This window comes from Leekyejoonella antrihumi (genome assembly GCF_007845645.1).
GTDB lineage: Bacteria > Actinomycetota > Actinomycetes > Actinomycetales > Dermatophilaceae > Leekyejoonella > Leekyejoonella antrihumi.
In genome coordinates this window covers 47,255-69,749 of record NZ_VCQV01000004.1, presented here as the reverse complement: position 1 = coordinate 69,749, position 22,495 = coordinate 47,255, and the positions used below count along the sequence as shown (strand labels likewise).

The 22,495-nt window shown below is 68.7% G+C and carries 23 protein-coding genes; 16 read left to right on the top strand and 7 right to left on the bottom strand.

The annotated features are described in order from the left end of the window. Window positions 1-54: 54 nt before the first annotated feature. The 5 genes from FGL98_RS04170 to FGL98_RS25215 form a co-directional block, all read right to left on the bottom strand. Window positions 55-978 (bottom strand): threonine/serine dehydratase, encoded by a 924-nt coding sequence (locus FGL98_RS04170; RefSeq protein ID WP_146315485.1) that lies wholly within the window; start codon window positions 976-978, stop codon window positions 55-57. An 83-nt stretch (window positions 979-1,061) separates the two neighbouring features. Next, window positions 1,062-1,949: a M56 family metallopeptidase gene (locus FGL98_RS04165; RefSeq protein WP_146315484.1), complete on the bottom strand. Its 888-nt coding sequence runs from the start codon at window positions 1,947-1,949 to the stop codon at window positions 1,062-1,064. 120 nt (window positions 1,950-2,069) lie between these two features. Continuing rightward, on the bottom strand, window positions 2,070-4,382 hold the full coding sequence (locus FGL98_RS04160) for an MMPL family transporter (RefSeq protein ID WP_146315483.1): 2,313 nt from the start codon (window positions 4,380-4,382) through the stop codon (window positions 2,070-2,072). A 115-nt stretch (window positions 4,383-4,497) separates the two neighbouring features. Beyond that, the gene (locus FGL98_RS04155) at window positions 4,498-5,166 is read right to left on the bottom strand and encodes a TetR/AcrR family transcriptional regulator (RefSeq protein WP_186525967.1); all 669 of its coding nucleotides are present in this window, start codon (window positions 5,164-5,166) and stop codon (window positions 4,498-4,500) included. Window positions 5,167-5,327: 161 nt separating this feature from the next. Continuing rightward, complete coding sequence (locus tag FGL98_RS25215; protein WP_186525966.1) at window positions 5,328-5,867, bottom strand: hypothetical protein; 540 nt, start codon at window positions 5,865-5,867, stop codon at window positions 5,328-5,330. A 325-nt stretch (window positions 5,868-6,192) separates the two neighbouring features. Between FGL98_RS25215 and FGL98_RS04145 the strand changes: the two genes are divergently transcribed. Both FGL98_RS04145 and FGL98_RS04140 read left to right on the top strand, forming a co-directional pair. Then, window positions 6,193-7,353: a sensor histidine kinase gene (locus FGL98_RS04145; protein ID WP_146315481.1), complete on the top strand. Its 1,161-nt coding sequence runs from the start codon at window positions 6,193-6,195 to the stop codon at window positions 7,351-7,353. Next, window positions 7,350-8,006, top strand: coding sequence for a response regulator (locus FGL98_RS04140; protein ID WP_146315480.1), 657 nt, complete (start codon window positions 7,350-7,352; stop codon window positions 8,004-8,006). Before FGL98_RS04145 ends, FGL98_RS04140 begins: the two co-directional genes overlap by 4 nt. On the opposite strand, the gene FGL98_RS04135 is transcribed toward FGL98_RS04140, so the two are convergent. Then, the gene (locus FGL98_RS04135) at window positions 7,979-8,653 is read right to left on the bottom strand and encodes a hypothetical protein (protein ID WP_146315479.1); all 675 of its coding nucleotides are present in this window, start codon (window positions 8,651-8,653) and stop codon (window positions 7,979-7,981) included. The two genes, FGL98_RS04140 and FGL98_RS04135, sit on opposite strands and share 28 nt — an antisense overlap. A 305-nt stretch (window positions 8,654-8,958) precedes the next feature. Between FGL98_RS04135 and bioB the strand changes: the two genes are divergently transcribed. The 11 genes from bioB to FGL98_RS04080 all read left to right on the top strand — a co-directional run bounded on the left by bioB (window position 8,959) and on the right by FGL98_RS04080 (window position 18,061). Next, complete coding sequence (gene bioB, locus FGL98_RS04130; protein ID WP_146315478.1) at window positions 8,959-9,972, top strand: biotin synthase BioB; 1,014 nt, start codon at window positions 8,959-8,961, stop codon at window positions 9,970-9,972. Between the two features lie 2 nt (window positions 9,973-9,974). Then, window positions 9,975-10,190: a biotin synthase auxiliary protein BsaP gene (gene bsaP / locus FGL98_RS04125; RefSeq protein ID WP_246136359.1), complete on the top strand. Its 216-nt coding sequence runs from the start codon at window positions 9,975-9,977 to the stop codon at window positions 10,188-10,190. A gap of 99 nt (window positions 10,191-10,289) precedes the next feature. Further along, window positions 10,290-11,111 (top strand): DUF4282 domain-containing protein, encoded by an 822-nt coding sequence (locus FGL98_RS26180; protein ID WP_146315476.1) that lies wholly within the window; start codon window positions 10,290-10,292, stop codon window positions 11,109-11,111. Window positions 11,112-11,187: 76 nt separating this feature from the next. Then, window positions 11,188-12,522, top strand: coding sequence for an adenosylmethionine--8-amino-7-oxononanoate transaminase (locus tag FGL98_RS04115; protein ID WP_146315475.1), 1,335 nt, complete (start codon window positions 11,188-11,190; stop codon window positions 12,520-12,522). Further along, window positions 12,519-13,652, top strand: coding sequence for an 8-amino-7-oxononanoate synthase (locus tag FGL98_RS04110; protein ID WP_146315474.1), 1,134 nt, complete (start codon window positions 12,519-12,521; stop codon window positions 13,650-13,652). Before FGL98_RS04115 ends, FGL98_RS04110 begins: the two co-directional genes overlap by 4 nt. After that, window positions 13,645-14,379, top strand: coding sequence for a dethiobiotin synthase (gene bioD / locus FGL98_RS04105; RefSeq protein WP_146315473.1), 735 nt, complete (start codon window positions 13,645-13,647; stop codon window positions 14,377-14,379). Before FGL98_RS04110 ends, bioD begins: the two co-directional genes overlap by 8 nt. After that, a complete protein-coding gene (galT, locus tag FGL98_RS04100) occupies window positions 14,379-15,461 on the top strand; it encodes a galactose-1-phosphate uridylyltransferase (protein ID WP_146315472.1) in 1,083 nt (360 codons plus the stop codon). Before bioD ends, galT begins: the two co-directional genes overlap by 1 nt. Continuing rightward, window positions 15,458-16,648, top strand: a complete 1,191-nt coding sequence (gene galK, locus FGL98_RS04095; protein ID WP_146315471.1) for a galactokinase — start codon at window positions 15,458-15,460, stop codon at window positions 16,646-16,648. The genes galT and galK overlap by 4 nt, the downstream gene beginning before the upstream one ends. Window positions 16,649-16,694: 46 nt before the next feature. Beyond that, window positions 16,695-17,033, top strand: coding sequence for an ArsR/SmtB family transcription factor (locus tag FGL98_RS04090; protein ID WP_186525965.1), 339 nt, complete (start codon window positions 16,695-16,697; stop codon window positions 17,031-17,033). After that, on the top strand, window positions 17,030-17,515 hold the full coding sequence (locus FGL98_RS04085) for an SRPBCC family protein (protein ID WP_146315470.1): 486 nt from the start codon (window positions 17,030-17,032) through the stop codon (window positions 17,513-17,515). Before FGL98_RS04090 ends, FGL98_RS04085 begins: the two co-directional genes overlap by 4 nt. A gap of 45 nt (window positions 17,516-17,560) precedes the next feature. Then, window positions 17,561-18,061: a low molecular weight protein-tyrosine-phosphatase gene (locus FGL98_RS04080; protein WP_146315469.1), complete on the top strand. Its 501-nt coding sequence runs from the start codon at window positions 17,561-17,563 to the stop codon at window positions 18,059-18,061. Window positions 18,062-18,064: 3 nt separating this feature from the next. On the opposite strand, the gene FGL98_RS04075 is transcribed toward FGL98_RS04080, so the two are convergent. Beyond that, the gene (locus FGL98_RS04075) at window positions 18,065-18,484 is read right to left on the bottom strand and encodes a DUF1232 domain-containing protein (protein WP_146315468.1); all 420 of its coding nucleotides are present in this window, start codon (window positions 18,482-18,484) and stop codon (window positions 18,065-18,067) included. 158 nt (window positions 18,485-18,642) lie between these two features. On the opposite strand from FGL98_RS04075, the gene FGL98_RS04070 reads away from it, so the two are divergent. The 3 genes from FGL98_RS04070 to FGL98_RS04060 all read left to right on the top strand — a co-directional run bounded on the left by FGL98_RS04070 (window position 18,643) and on the right by FGL98_RS04060 (window position 22,486). Continuing rightward, on the top strand, window positions 18,643-19,407 hold the full coding sequence (locus tag FGL98_RS04070; RefSeq protein ID WP_146315467.1) for a VOC family protein: 765 nt from the start codon (window positions 18,643-18,645) through the stop codon (window positions 19,405-19,407). Window positions 19,408-19,463: 56 nt separating this feature from the next. After that, a complete protein-coding gene (gene purB / locus FGL98_RS04065) occupies window positions 19,464-20,873 on the top strand; it encodes an adenylosuccinate lyase (RefSeq protein WP_146315466.1) in 1,410 nt (469 codons plus the stop codon). Between the two features lie 182 nt (window positions 20,874-21,055). Then, entirely contained in the window at window positions 21,056-22,486 is a 1,431-nt protein-coding gene (locus tag FGL98_RS04060; RefSeq protein ID WP_146315465.1) for an amidase, read from the top strand. Window positions 22,487-22,495: the final 9 nt, after the last annotated feature.

Below are 22,495 nucleotides of genomic sequence, written 5' to 3'. Positions count from 1 at the left end.
CTCACACGAAATCCGGCGGCAGTGCATTGTCGGTCCAGCCAGCAAACGGGCGGATCACTCGAGCGGAAGATCACTCGGGTCGCAGTTGGATCCGCAGACGATCACGGTGACACGCTCTCGGTATGCCGGCTCATAGGCGCCGCTGAGCAGCGCCGCGAGGGCGGTGGCGCCGCCGGGCTCCGCAACCAGGCGCGTCTCCCGCCAGAGCAGCTCTCGGGCGGCAGCGATGTCGTCATCGCCGACGAGCACCGAACGGATGCTCGCAGCCTGCAGAGCCTCCCACGCGATCTCCCCCAGCATGCTGGCGCCAAGCGAGTCCGCCGCGACACCAGTCGGGTTGACCTGCACGGGTCCTGAGGCGGCCAGTGCGGCATTCAGCGCGTTGCAGGTCTGCGGTTCGACACCGACAATGCGCGCACCATCTCTGAACCACGACGCCACACCACCGATCAGGCCCCCGCCACCGACGGCAACCAGCACCGTGTCCGGTGAGGTCTGCTCCTCGATCTCGACACCGATGGTGCCCTGCCCCGTGACGGTGCCCATCGCGTCATACGCATGAATGGCCAGAGTCCCCGGGCGGCCCGCCTCCTCCCGGCTCGCCGTCAGCGCCTCCGCGAAGGTGTTGCCCACCTGATGCACCCGAGCGCCATAGGCGTGCAGTCGAGCAACCTTCGTGGCGGGCGCGGTCTCCGGCACGAAAATCGACGCCGGTATGCCGAGCCGCTGGCCGACATACGCGACCGCCATGCCGTGGTTGCCGCCAGACGCTGCGACCAGCGCACTGGGCGGATGCTCCTGTGACAGCACGGTCGTGAAAGCCCCTCTGGGCTTGAAGGATCCGGTGTGCTGCAACAACTCCAGCTTGAGGGCGATGGTCCGGCCGCTCGGCAGCCTCAGGTCCATGCACGGGGTCCGACGGATGTGCGTGCGGATCAGGCCGCGGGCCGCCAGGATGTCATCTCGAGTAGGCCACATGTGACCCATTCTGTCGCCTCGTCGGGCTTTGTGTGCAGGCACCGCTCGATACACCTGTCGAGCGTGCACTCGGCCGGACGGGTCTACCCTGCGAAGATGACGAGGGCGCCGAGCACCATCGGCAGCGCCAGCACGACCAGCGAACCGATCGCGGCAACCAACACAAGCGCTCGGTGTCGCCCGGTGTCACGCAGGATCTCCAGGCGGATGAGGGCCGTGCGGCCCTCATAACCGAGCGCGGCATCCGGGTGGTCGCCTTCGGCCAGCGCCACCAGCGCACGCGCAACCGGGACCTGGCCGACACTGCGCACGGCCGCGCGGTCCGCGAGCAACTCGATCAGCAGTCGGACCTCGACCAGGCCGCGCGCGCTACGCACCCACCCCGGAACCGCCGTGTGCAGCACGGTGAAGAACTCGAGCACGAGGTCGTGTCGCAAGGTCAGGTGCGCCCACTCGTGCGCCAGCACAGCACGCAGCTCATCGGCGGAGAGTGCGTCAATAGTGCTGTCCGACAATACAACCCGATGACTTGCGCCCGGCACACAGTATGCCGTGGGCGTGGGGTGCGCCAAGACCCGCACGACGCCGCCCCCACCGGTCCCACGATCCGGAGTCGCGCGGGCCAACAGGTCGACGAGCTCGCGATGCTCCCGTCGGGCCCGCCGCAACGACGTGCCGATCAGGTGGCCCTGCACCAGCAGCCGGCCGGCAAGCACGGCTGAGATCGCCAGGCCTAGAGCCAGCATCCCCAGGTTGTCCGCCGGTGACGGCACGGCATGCCCTCGGCGCACGGTCGCCAGGATGGCCAACGGTGCCAGCGCGAGGCCCGCAATGACCGCAGCGAGCGACACGGCCTGCCAGAAGAGCAGCGCCGATCCCGGAACCTTGCGCAGCCGGTGCACCGCCGGCAGCCATCGCGGCACCGGCCAGGCCAGCACCACGGCCACGAGAGCGAGAGCCGCGAGGTACATGTCGCCATTCTCCCGTGCACGGGGGTGCCGGACATCCGGCACCCCCGTGGTCACAACTCACGGTTCGATGGGTTGCAAGTCACCTCTCGGAGGGTTGCAACTCACCTCTCGGAGGGGGTGTCAGGCGTTGACGAGCTCATCCTCCGCCGCGGTGTGCTTCGGCTGCCGCTCCAGGTGGATTGCGAGCTTCTCGCCCTCGACATCGACGTGCGGCAGGATCTTGTCAAGCCACTTCGGCAGCCACCAGGCCTTGTCGCCCAGTAGGTTCATCACGGCCGGGATCAGGGTCATCCGCACGATGAAGGCGTCGAAGAAGACCGCGATCGCCAGTGCGAAACCCATGGACTGGATGAGGCTGTTGGACTGCAGCATGAAGGCGGAAAATACCGAGATCATGATGGCTGCTGCCGCTGTCACCACGCGAGCGCCGTGCCTGAACCCATCGACGATCGCTGGCCTCGCCTGTTCGCCGTGCACATAGGCCTCGCGCATCCGGGTGACCAGGAAGACCTGGTAGTCCATCGCGAGCCCGAACACGATGCCGATGAGGATGATCGGCATGAAGCTGACCAGTGGCTGACCGTCGACGAGCCCGAACAGCCCCTGCTGGAAGACCAGCACGGTCGCGCCCAGGGTCGCCAGCACCGACAGCAGGAACCCGACGGTGGCTGTCAGCGGCACCAGGATCGACCGGAAGACCACCATCAGCAGCAAGAACGCCAGCCCGATCACCACGGCGAGGTACTTCGGCAGGGCCGAGGTCAGCGCGGAGGACACGTCGGTCTGAATCGCGGTGACGCCCGTGACCCCGACGGTTGCGCCGGTCTTGTGCTCGACGACGCTCTGCGTGCCCCGCAGGCTGTTCAGCAGGTTGAGGGTCGACTGGTCGTCCTGACCGCCCTTGGGGGTGATGAGCACCTGGGCGCCCGTCCCCGCCTTGTTCGTCGCGATGATCTGCGCGTTGGCCACGTCCTTCTTGTCGGCCGCCCACGCGGTGACCTCGCCGAAGGCCTGCATGCGCGCCTTGGACCCGTGCACGTCACTCGCGTCGACCACCGTGATCAGCGGTGCGTTTCGACCGGCGCCGAAGGCCTGCGTCACCATGTCGGAGGCCTGACGCTGAGTGGTCGTCTTGGCCGCGGTGGAGTCACTGGGCAGAGCCAGGTGCATCTGCGAGATCGGCCCGGCGAGGCAGCCGAGGACCACGATGACCGCGCCCACCACGAGCGCCGGCCGGCGCGCGAGCATCCGCGCCCAGCGGACCCCGTTGTTGACGGACTTGCCCGAGTCGTCGACCTTGTCGGTGCGCCGACGGATGCGGGCGCCGAACGCCTTGGTCTTCAGCATGCCGAGCACCGCCGGCAGCAGGGTCAGTGCGACGAGCACGGCGAAGAACACCGTGCCTGCCGCGGCGAGGCCCATCGAGGTCAGGAAGGGGATGCCGACCACGGAGAGCGCACACAGGGCGATCAGCACCGTGAGACCGGCGAACACGACTGCGCTACCGGCCTTCCCAACAGCAAGACCGGCCGCGTGTGCTCGGTCCTGCGTGTGCTCCAGCTCCGTGCGGTAACGCGAGAGGATGAACAGCGTGTAGTCGATGCCGACCGCGAGCCCGACCATCGACGAGAGGATCGGCGTCGTCGTGCCGATCGTGGTGAATGCGGTCGCGGCGGTGATGCCCAGCGTGCCCATCCCCACGCCGACGAAGGCGGAGACGATCGGCAGGCCCGCGGCAACCAGCGAACCGAAGGTGATCAAGAGGACCACCGCGGCAATCGCCACCCCGATCAGCTCACTGCTGCCACCCTCGGAGACCGTGGCCTGCATACCCGAGCCCTCGACCTGGGCGTTCAGACCGGAGCTGCGGGCCGACTGCAGCGCGCTGACGACGTCGTTCTGGGTCGCCGGCAACACATCGGCAACCGCCTTGACGTCGAAGTTCCAGGTGATGGTGCCGGTGCGCGAGTCGGACGAGAGCGGCAGGCGGGTCTTGACGTTGGCCTGCGCCTTGGCCTTCGGGATGCCGGCCTGCGTCGCGGTAAGAACGCCCTTCTTGTACAACGCATCCGATGCCTCCACCGGGTTGACCAGCGGCTTGGCGGGCATCTGCGGAACCTTCTCCAGGCCCGCAATGAGGTTGTCGACCGCCTTGGCGTACTGCGACTCGCGAAGCGTGTGGCCCTTCGGGGCGGACACGACGACCGTCGCAGTGGCCTGCTCCAGCGCATCGGCCTTCTCGTGGAAGAGCTTCTGCTGCATGGTCTGCGCCTGCAGCGACGGGATGCCCGGGACCGAGAAGGTGTCGACCATCGGCTTGGAGATCGACGTCGCGATGCCGCCGAAGGCGACAAGAACGACGATCCAGACGCCGATGAAGATGGGCCAGCGTCGGTAGGCGGTCCGACCGAGCCGATAGAGCAGAGTTGCCATGTGGTTTTGCTCCTGGTCTGGAGTGATCAGTGAAGTGCGCTGCGTCGCGGAGGGTGCTTCCGGCGGGCCCGTTCCCCCGAGGTACGGGCCCGCCATGCTGTTCCCTCGGGAGTGGCTAGTCGGCCGTGTCCCGAAGCAGCCGGCTGGCAAGTTTGAGGTTGTCCATGTAGGTGTCGGCGACCGTGCGGCGGTCCTCGCTCTCGACGAACTCGTTGATGGACACGTCGAAGAGTCCGGCCAGTAGACCGACGCAGATGCGGGCGCGCGCGCTGTCAGCGGGCACGCCCTCCCGCTTGGCGATCAGCTGCTGCGCCGCGGCGGCGATCTTGTGGAACTTGCCCATGGCGGCGACCAGCAGCTTCGGGTTGCGCTCGAAGCACCGCCGGGTGGTGACCCACTCATCCTTGGCGAGGTCCTCGTCCTGGAGCAGCGCAAGCACCAGCACGCTCAGGTCGTGCATGAGGTTGCCGGTCGGGCGACCTTCGAGGAAGGCCTCGACGTCGGCGAGCGCCAGACGCGGCGGGTTGCCCAGCACGGCCTCGAGCTTGCCCGGGAAGTAGTTGAAAAGGGTCCGGCGGGAGACGCCGGCCTCCTGCGCCAGGTCGTCCAGAGTGAACTCCTCGTAGCCCCGCTCGACCGCGAGCCGCTGGGCGCAATAGGTGACGCGTCGCGCCGCCTGGCGCCGCTTGATCGTGCGGGCGTCCTCCGGCGGAGCCACGAGCACCGTGAGCGCCGACTCGAAGGAGTCCACACTCGCGAGCGTCAGGGTGGGGATCTCGGTCATGAGATCAGTTTTGCCCTCTATTGCCCCAAAGTGCAAATTGAACATCTGTGGTCCTTCTCTCACTGCCCGGCGGGCAGGTGCGCCGGAGCGCTTGGCAACCCCCTACCATGCTTCCGCGAAAACCCTTATTACAAGGCACAGGACGGGGTTTCAGGGTGCCCTCAAGGCTTGCTCAGGGTGAACCCTGACCGGCCACTTGTGCCATCCGTCACAAGGTCTGCACTTTGGCGACGCTCGTGCAGGAACCAGAACTGCATACCGAGGGTGACCGCGAGATAGATCATCACCGTCGAGTTCTCCAGCCCGGACATGCCGTGCACACCCTCGCCGAAGAGGGCGGGTATGCCGATCGCGGCGACCAGGTGGGCGAGCACCGCGGCCAGCCACCAGCCGATGGTCGAGGCCGAACCACGGCACATCCACGTGCCGTCCGCGCCCTGGTAGACCTGCATGGAACGAGACCGTGGCCAGGCGATGACCGCGGCGAGACCCAGCCCGACGACGACACCGGTCACGTCGCCTACGGACAGCGTCGCGTGATCCACCAGATAGCTCTGCGCATTGAACAAGCCGATGGCGCCCAGCACGAGCGGCAGCTTCAACGGGTTGTCTCGAAGGGCACGGGGACGTAGTTGTCGGACCACGACAAACACGAGGACAGCTACGACGGTGACGGCGGTCATCAGTGCGGAGGAGTTCATGCGTCCTACATTTCCAAGATCCGCTGCCCAGGTCGTCAACCCGTGGTTCGAGCGCGGGTTGAACCCGGGTGGAGATGCTGCCGAACCGTCGCCGGCCTCGATACCGTGACTACGTGACCTTGCAGACGACCGTCAGATGCGTGCCCGAGTCGCGCGAGCGGGCATGAGACGCACCCCACGAAGTCCTCGCTGCCGCTCGGTACTTCGCGAGGACCCCGCATGAGCACCCCACGAAGTCCTCGCTGCCGCTCGGTACTTCGCGAGGACCCCGCATGAGCACCCCACGAAGTCCTCGCTGCCGCTCGGTACTTCGCGAGGACCCCGCATGAGCGTCACTCGACTGCTCCTCATGGCCGCCGCAGTCTGGTCGACCGCGAGCGCCACCGGTATCCCACCCTCGACGTCCCTGGACACCTGGCGGGTCGTGGTGGCCTGGCTCCTTGTGGTCGTGCTTCTGCTCGCCGTGACCTTCGGGCAGGGGATGCCCACCGCTCGGCTGAACATGGGCATTCTTCCGCCGCACCTGCGGACGGACGCCCTGCTGGTGATAGTCGCCAGCATCACCGCTCTGGTCGCAGTCCTGCCGAACGCGTCGCTGACCTGGATGCCGTTCGTCGCCGTCGTTCTTGCCGGCAGCTGCGGACGCTCCTGGCGCGCCGCCGCGCTGAGCGTCCCGCCGGCGGTGGCGCTGGGTTATGCGTCCTGGCAGATCAATCACAGCGGGTCCGCCCTGTTCATCAACCTGATCGCGGTCCTTGCGGTCTTTGGCTGGATCTGGCTGCGCAGGGCGGAAAGCGAGGCCCGCGACCTCGCGGAGGCACAGCAGCTGGTCATCGCGCACGAGCGCGCGAAGGCCGCGACCGCGCAGCGCCAGCAGCAGGTGGCCGCTCAGTTGCACGACGTGCTCGCGCACACCCTGTCCGGACTCATCGTCAGCCTGCAGACGGCGACTCTCGAGGCTCGGCAGGAGCAGGCGTCGCCGCAGCTGCAGCATCGCCTGTCGGCGGCGACCGACCTGGCCAAGGAAGGTCTGGGCGGTGCGCGACAGGCAGTCGAGTCGCTGCATGGCGCGACGCAGGCTCCGGTGTCGGACCCGGCCGAGGATCTTGGTCGGTGGTGGAGCGAGACCACTGACCGGCTGCGCAGCACCGTCGATCTGCACATCACGACCCGTGGCGAGCCGGCCGCCGTGCCGGCGCAGTGGACAGCGCTCGCACAAAGCGTGCTGCGTGAGTCGCTGACCAACTCCCTGCGCCACGCGGCCGGGCGGCCGGTGCGAGTCACCTTCTCTCCCAATGGGGTCCAGGTGCTGTCCGAAGGAGAGGCAGCAAGGTTTCCCACGAGCCGTCACCCGAGCGGTGGCTACGGCCTCGCCGGTCTGCAGGAGCGCATTCAGGGCGCCGGTGGCTTCTTCACCGCCGGCATCGACGCGGATGGTTGGTTGGTCACCATGACGTGGCCGCACTCATCGGGAGGTATGCCGTGAGCATCCGTGTCGTGCTCGCCGACGACCAGACCGTCGTGCGCGAAGGTTTGCGCTCGATGCTGTCGCTGATGGACGGCCTGGAGGTGGTCGGTGTGGCCGCCTCCGCCGAGGAGGCGCTCGACCTGGTGACCCAGCTGGATCCGGACGTGCTGCTCACCGACCTGCGGATGCCGGGGATCGGCGGGCTAGAGGGCATCCGCCGAGTGCGCGAGCGAGGTGAACGGCCCGGCATCGTGGCGCTCACGACCTACGACGACGACCGGGTGATCCGGGAGGCGGTCGGGGCCGGCGCGCTCGGCTTCCTCAACAAGGACGCCGACCCGCAGACCATCGCCACCGCGTTGCGCACGGTGTCCGGCGGACGGTCCCTGCTGGATGCCAAGGCCATGCGCGCGCTGCTCGCCGGGCCGTCGACGTCCACCCCGGACCCGCCCGGCTCCCCGACCGCCTTCCCGGACGGCCTGACCGCGCGCGAGGTCGAGGTGCTGCGACTGGTCGCCCAGGGTCTGTCGAACGCTCAGATTGCGCGGTCTCTCGTGGTGTCGATGAGCACGGTCAAGACACATGTCAACCACCTGCTCGCCAAGACCGGCTGCATCGGCCGCGCGGCCCTGGTGACCTACGCCTACCGCCAGAACCTCACCGACGAGTGACGCGCCGCATGCTGGCATCGCCGGCGTCGATATGCGGTCACGGACCGAGACGGCCCGGGAAGTAGCGCCGCCACGTCGGATCGAGCGGCGTGATGCCTGCCGTCGTACTCGATCGCGAGGCGGGCCGGCGGATAGGACAGGTCGATGCGATAGCGAACCCTGCCCTCGTCGTCGCGCAGCTCCAGGTTGAGGACCGGTTCGGGTAGGCCGGCCACCACCATGAGCATGCGCAGCCGTGACTCGTGCGTCGACTCGGCCCCCGTGCGCGTCAGGGCCGCCGCCAGCCGGGCGCGCTTCGCGCCCCGCGCGGTGCTCAGTGAAGCGGCCGCCACCAGCTGTGCGGGGAGCTTCTCGTCGTACCGAGCGAGGGAGTCGGCGAGCACCACGAGATCCACCAGATCCAGCTCCACGGTCCGCACCGGCGACGTCACCCGGACTCCCCGCACGAGCGTCGTCTCGGGACGACTTTCATAGCGATGCACCTGCACCTCGGCACGCTTCGACGTGATCGAACGACCTCCGCCGAGGTGGACGACACAGGAGTCGGGCACGACCCCGCGCAGCAGCCGAGCCGCGGTGTGATGGGTGACGCACCAGGCGTTCGGCATGACCAGCAACGCGGCATCGATCAGAATGCGCTGGGTCACCGGCACATCGGCGCAGGTAGCAGTCGTGCATCAGCCGGTGGTATCCGGCGGACTCCAGGGCCGAGCGGGAGATCCCGGCCTCCCATGCCTGCGCGAGGCTGAAGGGCCGGGTCGGATCCAGAGGTCGCCGAGTGATACGTATGACCGTGCCAGCATCGGGGACGCCTTCCGGAGTTATCCACAGGTCGATGACGCCACCACCCCGCATACGGGCATCGCCGGCGTCGATATGCGACCTCGGCCCACCTCGTCCGGCGGGTGGACCCGGATCGCCGACCGGCCTTCGGTCCGGGACAATGACGGTCATGACTTCGACCACCAATGTCACCTCCATCCTCGACCGCGCACGCGATCGCGTCCTCGTGCAGGGCGAGCGGCTTGGCTACGACGACCTGGTGGAGGTCCTGCAGACCGGCGACGACCAGTTGGAGGACCTGCTGGCGCTGGCCCACGAGGTGCGGCTGAAATACAACGGCGAGGAGATCGAGGTCGAGGGGATCATCTCGCTCAAGACCGGCGGCTGCCCGGAGGACTGCCACTTCTGCAGCCAGTCCGGCCTCTTCAGCTCGCCGGTGCGCTCGGTGTGGCTCAACATCCCCGAGCTCGTGCGCGCCGCGCAGCAGACGGCGGCGACCGGGGCCACCGAGTTCTGCATCGTGGCCGCGGTGCGCGGGCCGGACGACAAGTTGATGACGCAGATGCGCGACGGGGTGAACGCGATCCAGGAAGCCGTCGACATCCAGGTGGCCGCCTCCCTCGGCATGCTGACGCAGGCGCAGGTCGACGACCTGGTCGACATGGGCGTGCACCGCTACAACCACAACCTGGAGGCCGCCGAGTCCTACTTCCCGCAGGTGGTGACCACGCACTCCTACGAGGAGCGACTGAGCACCTGCCAGATGGTCAAGGACTCCGGGATGGAGCTGTGCTGCGGCGGCCTGGTCGGTATGGGTGAGTCGCTCGAGCAGCGTGCGGAGCTCGCCTCCCAGCTCGGCGCGCTGGAACCGCACGAGGTGCCGCTGAACTTCCTCAACCCGCGCCCCGGCACCCCCTTCGGCGACCTGCCGATGATGGACAGCAAGGACGCGCTGCGGACCATCGCGGCCTTCCGGCTGGCTCTGCCGCGCACCATCTTGAGGTATGCGGGCGGCCGTGAGCTCACGCTCGGCGACCTGGGCACCCGCGACGGTCTGCTCGGCGGGATCAACGCGGTCATCGTCGGCAACTACCTGACGACCCTGGGCCGCGACCCGCGCCAGGACCTCGAGCTGCTCGACGACCTGCAGATGCCGATCAAGGCCCTGAACGCGACCCTCTGACCGTGGCCGAGGACACTGCGGGGTACTGCGGGCACTGCGGCGAACCGCTGGACGTCGGCGGCGTCGATCACACCGGCTGCGGGCTGGCCCTACAGCTCGAACCACCGCGCTACTGCGGCCAGTGCCGCCGGCGGATGAAGGTGCAGGTCACCCCGACCGGGTGGGCCGCTACCTGCTCGCGACACGGCCTGACGCATTCGTCGCCGGGTCTCGCATAGCCTAAAGATCAGTCATCGATGCGGCGGATACGGTCGTCCGGCCGCATCCGTGCTGCACAGACCACCGAAGCGGCCGCGGGTCGCCGACAAGGAGGAACCATGTCTCAGCCGACGAACGGCGATTGGAACGAGGGCGACAACGCCCAGGAGGACCAGCCTCAGTACGGCGGGTACCAGCCTCAGCAGGGTCAAGCGCGAAGCCTCGGACAGGGCTACGACCAGCACACCGCTCAGCAGCAGTCCTACGGCGAGACCGCCGACGAGGGCTACACCCAGGCACAGCCGCAGCAGGCAACCTACGGCCAGTCCACCGACCAGTCCTACGGCCAGGCCCAGGACTACGGCCAGCAGCAGCCCCAGCAGCAGGCGTACGGCCAGTCCACCGACCACGCCTACGGCCAGGCCCAGGACTACGGCCAGCAGCAGCCCCAGCAGGCGAACTACGGCCAGTCCACCGACCAGTCCTACGGCCAGGTGCAGCCCCAGCAGGGCGGTTACGGCCAGCAGCAGGCGTACGGCCAGTCCACCGACCACGCCTACGGCCAGGCGCCGCCCCAGCAGCAGCGCGGCTTCGGGTCCCAGTTCACCTCGGGTGCAACCGGTGTTGCCAGCGGTGCCGGCGACGGCCTCGGCGATCTCTTCAGCGACCTGCAGTTCAAGAAGTCACTGACCGAGAAGCTGTCATCACTGGTCTTCCTCGGCGTGATCGTCTGGGCCGTGCTGCACTTCTTGTCGAACCTCTTCTACAACTTCGGCAGCGAAGACCTCGGCGGCGGCGCCAGCATCAAGCACATGGGCACGGGCACCGCGATCGTGAACACCGTCACCGACCTCGTCTGGCTCGTGCTGGTAGTCGGCGTGGTCCGGATCCTGCTCGAGGTGGCGCTCAACATCGCGCGCATCGCTCGGCGCAAGGACTGACATCGCATGCACCGTCTGATGGCCGGAGGCGCTGCCTCCGGCCATCACCGTCGGCAGCCCCTGATTGGATGATGAAGTGCACCAGCCCCTCGCCACGCCGCAGGTGACCGATCTGCTCGACTTCGATCGGGCACACGTCTGGCACCCCTACTCCTCCGCGCTCGCACCCTCGACCACCCGACTGGTCGAGTCCGCCAACGGCATCCGGCTGCGGCTGCGCGAGACCGACGGGACGGTGCGCGAGGTCGTCGACGCGATGTCGTCGTGGTGGTGCGCCGTGCACGGGTATGCCGTGCCGCAGCTGGACGCGGCCGCTCGCGACCAGCTGGAGCGGATGTCGCACGTGATGTTCGGCGGCCTGACCAACGAACCGGCGATCCGGCTGGCGCGGGCCCTCACCGAGCGGGCACCTCGCGCGGACGGCTACGCACCCCTGGAGCAGGTTTTCCTCGCCGACTCCGGCTCCGTGAGCGTCGAGGTGGCACTCAAGCTGGCCTGGCAGGCGCATGCGGCCGCCGGTCGCCCACGCCGCACGATGTTCACCATCCGCGGCGGCTACCACGGCGACACGCTGGCGCCGATGAGCGTCTGCGACCCGCTGGACGGCATGCACACGCTGTTTCGCGGCGTGCTGCCGCAGCAGGTCTTCGCCCCGCGACCGCCGGCCGGGCTGGATGCCGACACGCCCACCTACGCGGAGTGGGAGCGGCAGGTGCGAGCGCTGTATGCGCAGCATGCCGACGACGTGGCCGCGGTCGTCCTGGAGCCGGTGCTGCAGGGCGCCGGCGGCATGCACATCTATCCGCCGCAGGCCGTGGCGCTGCTGGCCGCACTCGCTCGCGAGTCGGGAGCCCTGGTGATCTTCGACGAGATCGCGACCGGTCTCGGGCGCACCGGCACGATGTGGGCCGCCGATCGCTGCGCGGTGGTGCCCGACATCATGTGCACCGGCAAGGCCCTCACCGGCGGATATCTGACCCTTGCCGCAGTGCTGTGCACCCGCGCGGTCGCCGAGGCGGTCAGCTCGGGCAGCGCGGGCGCGCTCATGCACGGGCCGACCTTCATGGGCAACCCGCTGGCCTGTGCCGTCGCCTGCGCCAGCCTCGACCTCATCGGCTCGCACACCCTGCAGCGGACCGAGCGCATGCAAGCCGAGCTGGACGAGGCGCTCGACCCGGCGCGGGCGCTCGACTGCGTCCGGGACGTGCGCACGCTCGGCGCCGTCGGCGTGATCCAGCTGCACGAGCCGGTGGACGTCGAACGCGTGATCGCGGCGGCCCTGCGACGTGGCGTATGGGTGCGCCCGTTCCGCGACCTGGTCTATGCGATGCCACCTTTTGTGAGCGACGCAGATGACATTGCGCTGATCGGCCGTGCAATGGTGGAGGCCATCCAGGAGGTGCACGGGTGAACTCCTTCACGCAGTGGTTGACACAGGCCGCATCGGACCGCGACACCGCGGGACTGACGCGGCGTCTGGTCGTCCACAAGTCACGCAACTTGATCGACCTCGCGGGCAACGACTATCTGGGCCTGCGCCGGGACGAACGCGTGCTCTCCGCATCGATCGCGGCGGCCGAGGAGTTCGGCGCCGGAGCGGGGGCATCGCGCCTGGTCACCGGCACCTGGCGGGTCCACGAGGAGCTCGAGAGGGCGATCGCGTCGCTCACCGGTGCGGCCACCGCGCTCGCCTTCTCGACCGGCTACCACGCCAATCTCGGGGTGCTCACCGCGCTGGCCGACCGCGACACGCTGATCATCTCCGATGCGCACAACCACGCGTCGATCGTCGATGCGGCCCGCCTGGCCCGCGGCACCGTGCAGGTCGTACCGCACAAGGACGTGCAGGCGGTTGCCCACGCGCTCGCCGGCCGCACCCAACCCAGAGCTCTCGTCGTCGTCGAGTCCATCTTCTCGGTGCTGGGCGACCAGGCCCCGCTGCTCGAGCTGCTCGACCTGGTCGAGCGGCATGACGCGCTGCTCATGGTCGACGAGGCGCACGCGATCGGCGTCATCGGCGACCGGGGCGAAGGCATGCTCGGCTCACTCGGGATGGCTGATCACGAGCGGGTGGTCGCCACCACCAGCTTGTCCAAGTCGCTTGCCGCCCAAGGTGGCGCCTTCTTCGGTTCGCACATCGTGCGCGAGCACCTGGTCAACACGGCGCGCCCCTTCATCTACGACACTGGGCTCGCTCCGGCGTCGGCCGGGGCCGCGATCGGCGCCCTTGAGGTGCTGGCGCAGGAGCCCGACCTGGTCAAGCGCGTCCAGATCGCGGCCGACCGCCTGGCCACGGCCTGCGAGGTCGCGCATCCGGATGGCGCCGTGCTGTCGGTGCCGATGGCGAGCCCCCACGCGGCGCTGGCCGCGGTCGATGTCTGCGCCGCACACGGCATACGCATCGGTTGCTTCCGGCCGCCGTCGACCCCCGACGGCATCTCCCGGCTGCGGCTGACCGCCCACGCCAACCTGTCCGAAACCGACCTGGACTTCTGCGCAGCTGCACTGCGCGAGGTCGTGAGGCGATCCCGCCATGACTAGCACCCCGCCGAGCCGGCCCACCGACCCCGTCACGCCCTGCCCGATCATGTGCGTGACCGGCACCAGCACGGAGGTGGGCAAGACCGTGGTCACTGCGGCGCTTGCCGCGGCGCTGCATGCGCGTCACCAACGGGTCGCGGTCGTCAAACCTGCTCAAACCGGCCTGCAGCCGGGCGAACCCGGCGACATGGCCGAAGTCACCCGGTTGGCGGGCCCCGGCATCGCCACCTTCGAAAACGTGCGGTTGCCCGACCCGCTGGCCCCTGACGTCGCGGCCCGGCGGGCCGGACTGTCGATCCCCACGGTGGCCGAGCACGCCGCGTCCGTGGGCACGCTCGCCCGCAGCGACAACTACGACGTCGTGCTCGTGGAAGGCTCCGGCGGGCTGCTCGTGCACCTGGACTCCGAAGGCGGCGACCTCACGAGCATCGCCGCTGCCCTTGGCGCCGGCGAGCTGCGCGTCGGATTCGTCGTGGTCGTTCAAGAGGGCCTCGGCACGCTGAACCACACCGCCCTGACGCTGGAGGCGCTGGCGCACCGGGGCCTTGATCTCCTCGGCGTGGTCGTTGGCTCTCAGTCACCCACACCGGATCTCGCCGCCAAGACGAACGTCGAAGAGCTCTCGGACCTGGCCGGCGGGTTCCTCATCGGTGGGGTCCCTGCGGGCGCGGCCCAGTTGGACCCGGCACAGTTCCAGTCCCTGGCAGAAGGATGGGTGCATCTGTGATGCAGCGCACGACAGGTCGGCTCGCGGACGGGCGCGAGATCATCTGGTATGACGCTGACGGCACCCGGCGGGTGGCCGTCCCGGACCGGCGCGATCTGGCGCAGGCAACGAGCACCTCGCAGATGCGCCTGGATCCACTGACCGACGAGTGGATCGCAGTCGCGTCACATCGTCAGTCGCGCACCTACATGCCCCCGGCGGACCAGTGCCCGCTGTGCCCGACCACCGACGGGCGCCTGTCTGAAGTCCCTTCCAGCGACTACCAGGTCGTCGCCTTCGAGAACCGATTCCCGTCCCTGTCCACCTATCTGGACGACACCTCGGTGACGAACCTGGAGGGCCTGGAGCAGACCCGCCCTGGCGCGGGCCGTTGCGAGGTCATCTGCTTCACGAGCAGCCACGACACGTCGTTTGCCCAGCTTTCGAGCGCTGAGGCGCGTCTGGTCGTGGATGCCTGGGCCGACCGGACCCGCGACCTGTCGGGGATCGAGACCGTCCAGCACGTCTTCCCGTTCGAGAACCGCGGCGTCGAGATCGGCGTGACGCTCCAGCATCCGCACGGCCAGATCTATGCCTACCCCTTCATCCCGCCACGGGCGCTGACGGAGCTGACCCGGGCAGAGGCCTACGCCGCCGAGCACGACAGTAACCTCTTCGGTGATACCATCAAGGCCGAGATTGCCGATGGCTCAAGGGTTCTCATCGACTCGAGCGAGTGGATCGCATTCGTGCCGTTCGCGGCTCGGTGGCCTATGGAGGTGCACTTCTACCCCAAGCGCCAGGTGCCCGACCTGCCCGGACTGGACGACGCGCAGCGCGATGACTTCACCGCGGTCTATCTCGACATTCTCCAGCGGTTCGACCGCGCCTACACCCCACCGACGCCCTACATCGCCGCCTGGCAGCAGGCTCCCGTTCGTGAGCACCGCGAGCAGGCCTGGCTGCACCTCGAGCTCTACTCCGTGCGCCGCGCCGAGGGCAAGATCAAGTATCTCGCCGGATCCGAGTCGGGGCAGGGCGCGTTCGTCAACGACGGACTACCCGAGCAGCTGGCCGAGCGGCTGCGGGACGCCGCCTCGTGACCGGCCCACTCCAGCCGCCGCGAGCGATCGACGAGTCTGACGCGCTGGAGGTCTTCCATCGCGCATACGGCGGGGAGCCGGACGGAGTCTGGTGGGCACCGGGCCGCGTCAACATCATCGGCGAGCACACCGACTACAACGGCGGGTTCGTGCTCCCGATCGCCCTTCCGATCGGCACGGTTGCGGCCGTGCGGCGGCGCGAGGACCGAAGTCTGCGAGTGCGTAGCGCGAATGTCAAGGGCCGCAAGGGATCTCGGAAGATCGACCTGACCACTGTGCATCCCGGAAGCGACCTGGGCTGGGCCGCCTACGTCGCCGGAGTGGGCTGGGCGGCCGCCGAGCGCGGGCTGCCGGTGCAGGGACTCGACATCGCGTTGCGCTCGAACGTCCCGAGCGGCTCCGGCCTGTCCTCCTCCGCCGCGCTCTCCTGCGTGACCGCCAAGGCATGGGCCGACCTGCAGGGCTGGTCGCTCGACGACCCCACGATCGCCGCGCTGGGTCGCGATGCCGAGAACGAGATCGCCGGTGCACCCACCGGCGTCATGGACCAGCTTGCGTCGGTCTGCGGCCGAGCCGGCCATGCCATGCAGATCGACACCCGATCGGTCGACGTTGCCCAGATTCCCTTCGCGCTGGGCACATTCGGTCTCTCGCTGCTGGTCATCGACAGCCGGGCGCCGCACTCGCTGGTCGACGGAGAGTATGCCGAGCGCCGGCAGTCCTGCGAGGAGGCCGCCCTGCGGCTTGCGGTAAAGGAGCTGCGCGACGTGCCCGTCGAGGCACTGGACACCACGCTGACCAAGCTGCCGGAGCTGCTGGCCCGCCGGGCGCGGCACGTGATCACCGACAGCCATCGCGTCGAGCTGGTGGCCGAGATGCTCCGGTCCGGAGACGATCCCCGACGCATCGGCACGCTGCTGAACGATTCGCATACGTCCATGCGGGACGACTTCGAGATCACCGTGCCCGCCGTGGACACGATCCAGGAGGCCGCGATCGCCGCCGGCGCACACGGTGCCCGGATGACCGGGGGAGGCTTCGGCGGCTGCGTGATCGCGCTGGTCGAGCAGGACGCCGCAGGACCGATCGCCACCGCCTGCGCGGCCGCCGCGACCCGGGCCGGCCACGCCGAACCCGTGGCATTCACCGCGAAGCCGGCCGACGGCGCCAGGCGGCTGTCGCTGTAACCGTTGCCCTTGACCGCAACAAACCGTAAGTAGTAACTTACGGTTCGTGACGACTTACGATCCGGCTCTCAGCTGGGCGGCGTTGGGAGACCCCACCAGGCGCGCCATCGTCGAGTGCCTGGCGCAGCGGCCACGTGCAGTGGGCGAGCTTGCCGAGCAGCTGCCGATCAGCCGACCCGCCGTGTCGCAACACCTGAAGATGCTCAAGGACGCGGGGCTGGTCACCGACCGGGCGGCGGGAACCCGCCGGCTCTATCGGCTCAATCCGGAGGGGGTGGCCGCGATGCGTGACCAGCTCGACACGTACTGGGGCCGCGCGCTTCGCGGCTATCAGGACGCCGTGGAAGAACCGGCCAAGGAACGACCGACCCAGGAGAAGCCATGACTCGCACAACGGAAACCGCAGTGGTCCGCCGTCAGATCGTCGTCGAGGCGTCGATCGAGCGCGCCTTCACCGTGTTCACCGAGCAGTTCGGTGACTTCAAGCCACCGGAGCACAATCTGCTCGCCGTGCCGATCGAGCGGTCCGTCTTCGAACCACGGGTCGGCGGGCACCTCTACGACCGGGGCGTCGACGGCAGCGAATGTCGTTGGGCTCGAGTCCTGGCCTATGAGCCGCCGGATCGGGTGGTGTTCAGCTGGGACATCGGGCCGCAGTGGCAGCTCGAGGCCGACCCCGCAAACACCAGCGAGGTCGAGGTCCGCTTCATTGCCGAGACGCCCGGGCGCACGCGGGTGGAGCTGGAGCACCGCAACATCGACCGGCACGGCTCGGGCTGGCAGGGCATCACCGACGCCATCGGCGGCGATGCCGGGTGGCCGCTGTACCTGTCGCGCTACGCCGCACTGTTCGCCGACGGCACCTGACGCGCCACCGGGCCCCAGACGAGTGCGGTGTGATGACATAGGCCCATGGACACGCCTGCCGCCGACACCGCATACCGCATCTGCTTCCTGTGCAGCGGCAACATCTGCCGCTCTCCGATGGGCGAGATCGTGCTGCGTGCGATGATCGAGGACGCGGGTCTGAGCGACCGCGTCGCAGTGGACTCAGCGGGCACCGGTGACTGGCACGTCGGCGACCCTGCCGATCCGCGCACTCTCACGGTGCTCGAGCGGGCGGGATACGACGGCAGCGCGCACCGCGCCGGCCAGATCGACTCGACCTACCTGGAGCGTCGTGATCTGATCTTGGCCGCCGACAACGGACACGTGCACAAGCTGGAGCGGCTGGGCAGCGGCCCGGCGAAGATCGCCCTGGTGCGGTCCTTCGACGATGCGGCCGTGCGGGCGGGGAACACCGAGCTGGACGATCCGTACTTCGGCGAGATCGACGACTTCGAGCGCTGTCTGCAGGAGGTGGAGTCCGCCTGCCGTGGCGTGGTGCGGATGCTGCAGCAGCGCCCGATCTGAGACTCAGCGGACGGACAGGTTGGCGCGCGCCACCCCGGTGACCCATCGCAGGATGGCCACGTCATCGAGATGCCCCAGGGGCCCCGCGTCGGGGATGACGTCATCGTCCATGACCAGGTAGTGCAGCGCGGCGACCACCAGGCGATGGTGCGCGTCCTCGTCGCACGACCGGTCTGCGGGTCCGCTCCCGGCACCCTCCAGCAGCTCCTCGATGTGCGCCTCCACGACCGCGCAGGCAATGTCAACGTCGACGCCACTGGAGGTGTCCTTCAGCCGGCCGACTCCGAAGGCGTGGGTCTCGACCTGGTGGAGCAGCTTCTGCAGAGCACGCGGGTCCTCCGCGATGGCCGCGGCAGCCAACTGCGAACGCCGGAATGCCGGCGATGCCAGCAACCGGGTCACACCGGGCTCTTGCACGATCACAGCGTTAGATTAGGCCGCTGCGCGGCCCGGTGGGGGGGAATGCGCAGATCGGTTGATTCTGCTCGACGTGCCGCACATCGCGTCCCGACTGACAGTGGCCTCATCTAAAGTGTCGGCACGTGATCAATCCGCGATGACACCGCACAAGGAGCCACTACATGCCTACTCGTGAGACTGCCTGGTCGGCCGGCGCGCCCTGCTGGGTCGACTGCGCATTCGAGGCGGAGCATCGCGGGATGCACCATGCGCGCGACTTCTACGGCAAGCTCTTCGGCTGGCACATCGTGCAGGACGAGGAGCACGGCTATGCGATCTGCCTGAAGGATGAGCGCCCGGTTGCCGCGCTGGTGACCAAGACGGACCAGGACCAGCCGACGTCATGGACGACGTATCTGGCCAGTGCCGACGTGGATGCGAGCGCCGCGGCCATCGAGGAGGCCGGTGGCCGGACCGTGCTTGCCCCCGGCGACGTCGGCGACAGTGGCCGGGCGGCCTACTTCACCGACCCCACCGGTGCCTACTTCGGCGTCTGGCAGGCCCGCCAGCACACCGGATTCGGGCTGGTCGACGAACCGGGATCCGTCACCCACAGCAGCCTGCTGACTCGAGACCTCGAGGCGTCGAAGACCTTCTACGCCAAGGCCTTCGGCTACACGTATGCCGATGAGTCCGATGCCCACGCGACGATCCTGCTGAGCGACGGCAGCACTGGCGGCGGCATACACCGGGCCGGGCAGCTGCCGGATGACGCACCGCCGACCTGGCTCGTGCACTTCGCGGTCGCCGACCGCGACTCGTCCGCACAGATGGCGCAGGAGCTCGGTGCGACGATCCTGATGACCGTGGACACCCCCGGCGGCCCGGAGGCGGTGCTGCAGGGTCAGCACGGCGAGGTCTTCAACATCACCGCACTCCCCGACTGATCCGCAGAATCCGGACCGCGTTGCTGGGCACAGTCCGGGCTTGGGACACTTGCGCCATGCGCTCGCTTGCTGATGCCCAACCCCCGCTCGCCCTTGGTGCCCTCGACGGCCGCTACCGCGCCGCCGTCGCGCCTCTCATCGACCACCTCTCGGAGGGTGCGCTCAACCGCGAGCGCGTGCACGTGGAGGTGGAGTGGCTGATCCACCTGACCACCCACGGCGCCGTGCCCGGTGTGCGCGCGCTCACCGGTGCGGAGCAGCTTGCGCTGCGCCAGGTCGTGGCGGACTTCGACCTGGCCGACATCGCCGAGCTCGCCGAGATCGAGCGCGAGACCGTGCACGACGTGAAGGCGATCGAGTACTACCTGAAGCGCCGATTGCCGCGGATCGTCGGCGCGGCGAATGCCGCCGGGCTGGCCGAGCTGATCCACTTCGGCTGCACCAGCGAGGACATCAACAACCTGTCGTACGCGCTCATGGTCCAGGGCGCCGTCCGGCAGGTATGGCTGCCGAAGGCGCACGACCTCGTGGCGCAGGTCGCCCAGCTGGCCACCGACCTGAAGGACGTGCCGCTGCTCGCGCACACGCACGGTCAGCCGGCCACGCCGACCACGATGGGCAAGGAGCTTGCGGTGCTCACTCACCGGCTGCGCCGTCAGCTGCGCCGGATCGAGGGCGCTGAATACCTCGGCAAGCTCAACGGCGCCACCGGGACGTTCGGCGCGCATACCGCGGCCGTGCCGAGCACCGACTGGATCGCCGTCAGCAAGTTATTCGTCGAGTCGCTCGGCCTGACCTGGAACCCGCTCACCACCCAGATCGAAAGCCACGACTGGCAGGCCGAGATCTACAGCGACATGGCCCGGTTCAACCGGGTGCTGCACAACCTGTGCACGGACGTGTGGTCCTACATCTCACTCGGCTACTTCGCGCAGGTGCGCGGCCAGGGCAGCGTCGGATCGAGCACGATGCCGCACAAGGTCAACCCCATTCGCTTCGAGAATGCGGAGGCGAACCTCGAGGTCAGCAATGCGCTGCTCGACGTGCTGGCCACCACCTTGGTGACCAGCAGGCTGCAGCGCGACTTGACCGACTCCTCGATGCAGCGCAACATCGGCACCGCGTTCGGTCACTCGCTGCTGGCGATCGACAACGCCGGCCGCGGGCTGGCCGGGCTGGACGCGGTGCCGGAGACCATGGGCGCTGACCTCGACCGCAACTGGGAGGTGCTCGGCGAGCCGATCCAGTCGGCGATGCGCGCGCTCGGCGCGACGGGGACACCGGGGATGGAGCAGCCCTACGAGCGCCTCAAGGAGCTCACCCGTGGGCGCCGGATCACCGAGGCCGACCTGCGCGAGTTCGTCAAGGGGCTGGGTCTGCCGGCCGAGGTCGAGCAGCGGTTCCTGCAGCTGACTCCGCGCACGTATGTGGGTCTGGCGCCGGAACTGGTCCGCTTCCTCGACTGACCGGCTCCACCCCGCATACGGGCCATGCCGGCGTCGATATGCGGGTTTTGGGTCGGAACCACCCCGCATACGGGTATCGCCGGCGTCGATATGCGGACTCCCCGCCGGCCAACCTGGTCCGTTGACCAAGACGGTGGGCTCCAAGGGCTCCCATTCGCTAAGTTACCGGGTAGTTTTCTTGTATGGCGGACACGACGACATCGAGCACGACCAACGTCCACGCTTTTGCGCAGGATGCCCTCGGCGACCGGGATGCCACCGGAGTCGCGGCGGCGATCCGCACCGGTGAGATCAGTGCCACCGAGGCGGTCGAGGCGGCAATCGCTCGCAGCAACAAGGTCGAGGAGCGGCTCAACGCGCTGATGTACCGCGACTTCGATCGCGCTCGCGTGCGTGCCGCCGAGCCGCAGCCGGGCGCGTTCAGCGGGGTGCCGATGCTCTTCAAGGACAACATCCCGGTCGGCGGCCTGCCGATGACCGAGGGTTCGCGCGCCATGCCGCACAGCCCGATCGAGAAGGACGGCTGCGTGGCCGACCAGTATCGCCGGACCGGGCTGATCGCGATCGGCACGTCGACGATGCCGGAGTTCGGCTGGACCGCATCGACCGAGACCCTCGCCTATCAGACCCACAACCCATGGAATCTCGACTACTCGGCCGGCGGCAGCTCCGGCGGCTCCGCGGCATACGTCGCGGCCGGGGTGGTGCCGATTGCGCACGGCAACGACGGCGGCGGCTCGATCCGCATCCCGGCCGCGTGCTGTGGTCTCGTCGGCCTGAAGCCGACCCGCGGGCGGCTGCGCACCAACGAGGGCAACCGCACCATGCCGGTGCGCATCGTGTCGGACTCGGTGCTCGCGCGGTCGGTGCGCGATGTCGCCGGGTTCTTCGCGGACGCAGAGCGCGTCCACCACAACCGACTTCTGCCACGTATGGGGCTCGTGGACCAGCCGATCGACCGGCCGCTTCGCATCGGGATCATGGTCGACTCCCCGGTGGCGCCGCCGAGCGACCCGCAGACCCGGGCCGCCGTCGAGGACCTCGGACACCTGCTGGAGTCACTCGGGCACCAGGTCGAGCCCTACACGCTGCCGCTGACGGACTCCTTCCAGGACGACTTCAGCGACTACTGGAAGCTGCTCGCGCTGCTGGCCTCGCGGCTCGGCCCGCTGATGTTCGGCAAGGCGTTTGACCGTGAGCTGCTGGAGCCGTTGACTCTCGGCCTGGCCAAGGGCGGGCGCCGCAGCCTGTTGCGGGCACCCATCTACCTCCCGCGGCTGCTGGCCACCGGCATCACCTCTCGACGGGAGTTCCACCGCGGCCCGGAGGTGGTGCTGACTCCGGTGCTCACCCAGACCACCTACAGGCTCGGGCACTTCTCGCCCGACTTGGACCCGGATGAGCACTTCCAGCGACTGCTTGACCTGTGCGGTTTCACCCCGCTGGCGAATGCCGCTGGAACACCGGCCATCTCACTGCCTACCGGAAGCACCGATGACGGTCGACCGATCGGCACGATGCTCTCGGCGACCCATGGGGCCGAACCCCTGCTGCTGCGGCTCGCGCTGCAGATCGAGCAGGCCCAGCCCTGGCGGCGCATCCAGGACCAGTAAACCCCCTGC

Coding starts and splice junctions, on each gene's coding strand:
- FGL98_RS04170 (WP_146315485.1), bottom strand. CDS start 978: ATGTGGCCTACTCGAGATGACATCCTGGCGGCCCGCGGCCTGATCCGC.
- FGL98_RS04165 (WP_146315484.1), bottom strand. CDS start 1,949: ATGTACCTCGCGGCTCTCGCTCTCGTGGCCGTGGTGCTGGCCTGGCCG.
- FGL98_RS04160 (WP_146315483.1), bottom strand. CDS start 4,382: ATGGCAACTCTGCTCTATCGGCTCGGTCGGACCGCCTACCGACGCTGG.
- FGL98_RS04155 (WP_186525967.1), bottom strand. CDS start 5,166: ATGACCGAGATCCCCACCCTGACGCTCGCGAGTGTGGACTCCTTCGAG.
- FGL98_RS25215 (WP_186525966.1), bottom strand. CDS start 5,867: ATGAACTCCTCCGCACTGATGACCGCCGTCACCGTCGTAGCTGTCCTC.
- FGL98_RS04145 (WP_146315481.1), top strand. CDS start 6,193: ATGAGCGTCACTCGACTGCTCCTCATGGCCGCCGCAGTCTGGTCGACC.
- bioB (WP_146315478.1), top strand. CDS start 8,959: ATGACTTCGACCACCAATGTCACCTCCATCCTCGACCGCGCACGCGAT.
- FGL98_RS26180 (WP_146315476.1), top strand. CDS start 10,290: ATGTCTCAGCCGACGAACGGCGATTGGAACGAGGGCGACAACGCCCAG.
- bioD (WP_146315473.1), top strand. CDS start 13,645: ATGACTAGCACCCCGCCGAGCCGGCCCACCGACCCCGTCACGCCCTGC.
- galT (WP_146315472.1), top strand. CDS start 14,379: ATGCAGCGCACGACAGGTCGGCTCGCGGACGGGCGCGAGATCATCTGG.
- FGL98_RS04085 (WP_146315470.1), top strand. CDS start 17,030: ATGACTCGCACAACGGAAACCGCAGTGGTCCGCCGTCAGATCGTCGTC.
- FGL98_RS04080 (WP_146315469.1), top strand. CDS start 17,561: ATGGACACGCCTGCCGCCGACACCGCATACCGCATCTGCTTCCTGTGC.
- FGL98_RS04070 (WP_146315467.1), top strand. CDS start 18,643: ATGCCTACTCGTGAGACTGCCTGGTCGGCCGGCGCGCCCTGCTGGGTC.
- purB (WP_146315466.1), top strand. CDS start 19,464: ATGCGCTCGCTTGCTGATGCCCAACCCCCGCTCGCCCTTGGTGCCCTC.
- FGL98_RS04060 (WP_146315465.1), top strand. CDS start 21,056: ATGGCGGACACGACGACATCGAGCACGACCAACGTCCACGCTTTTGCG.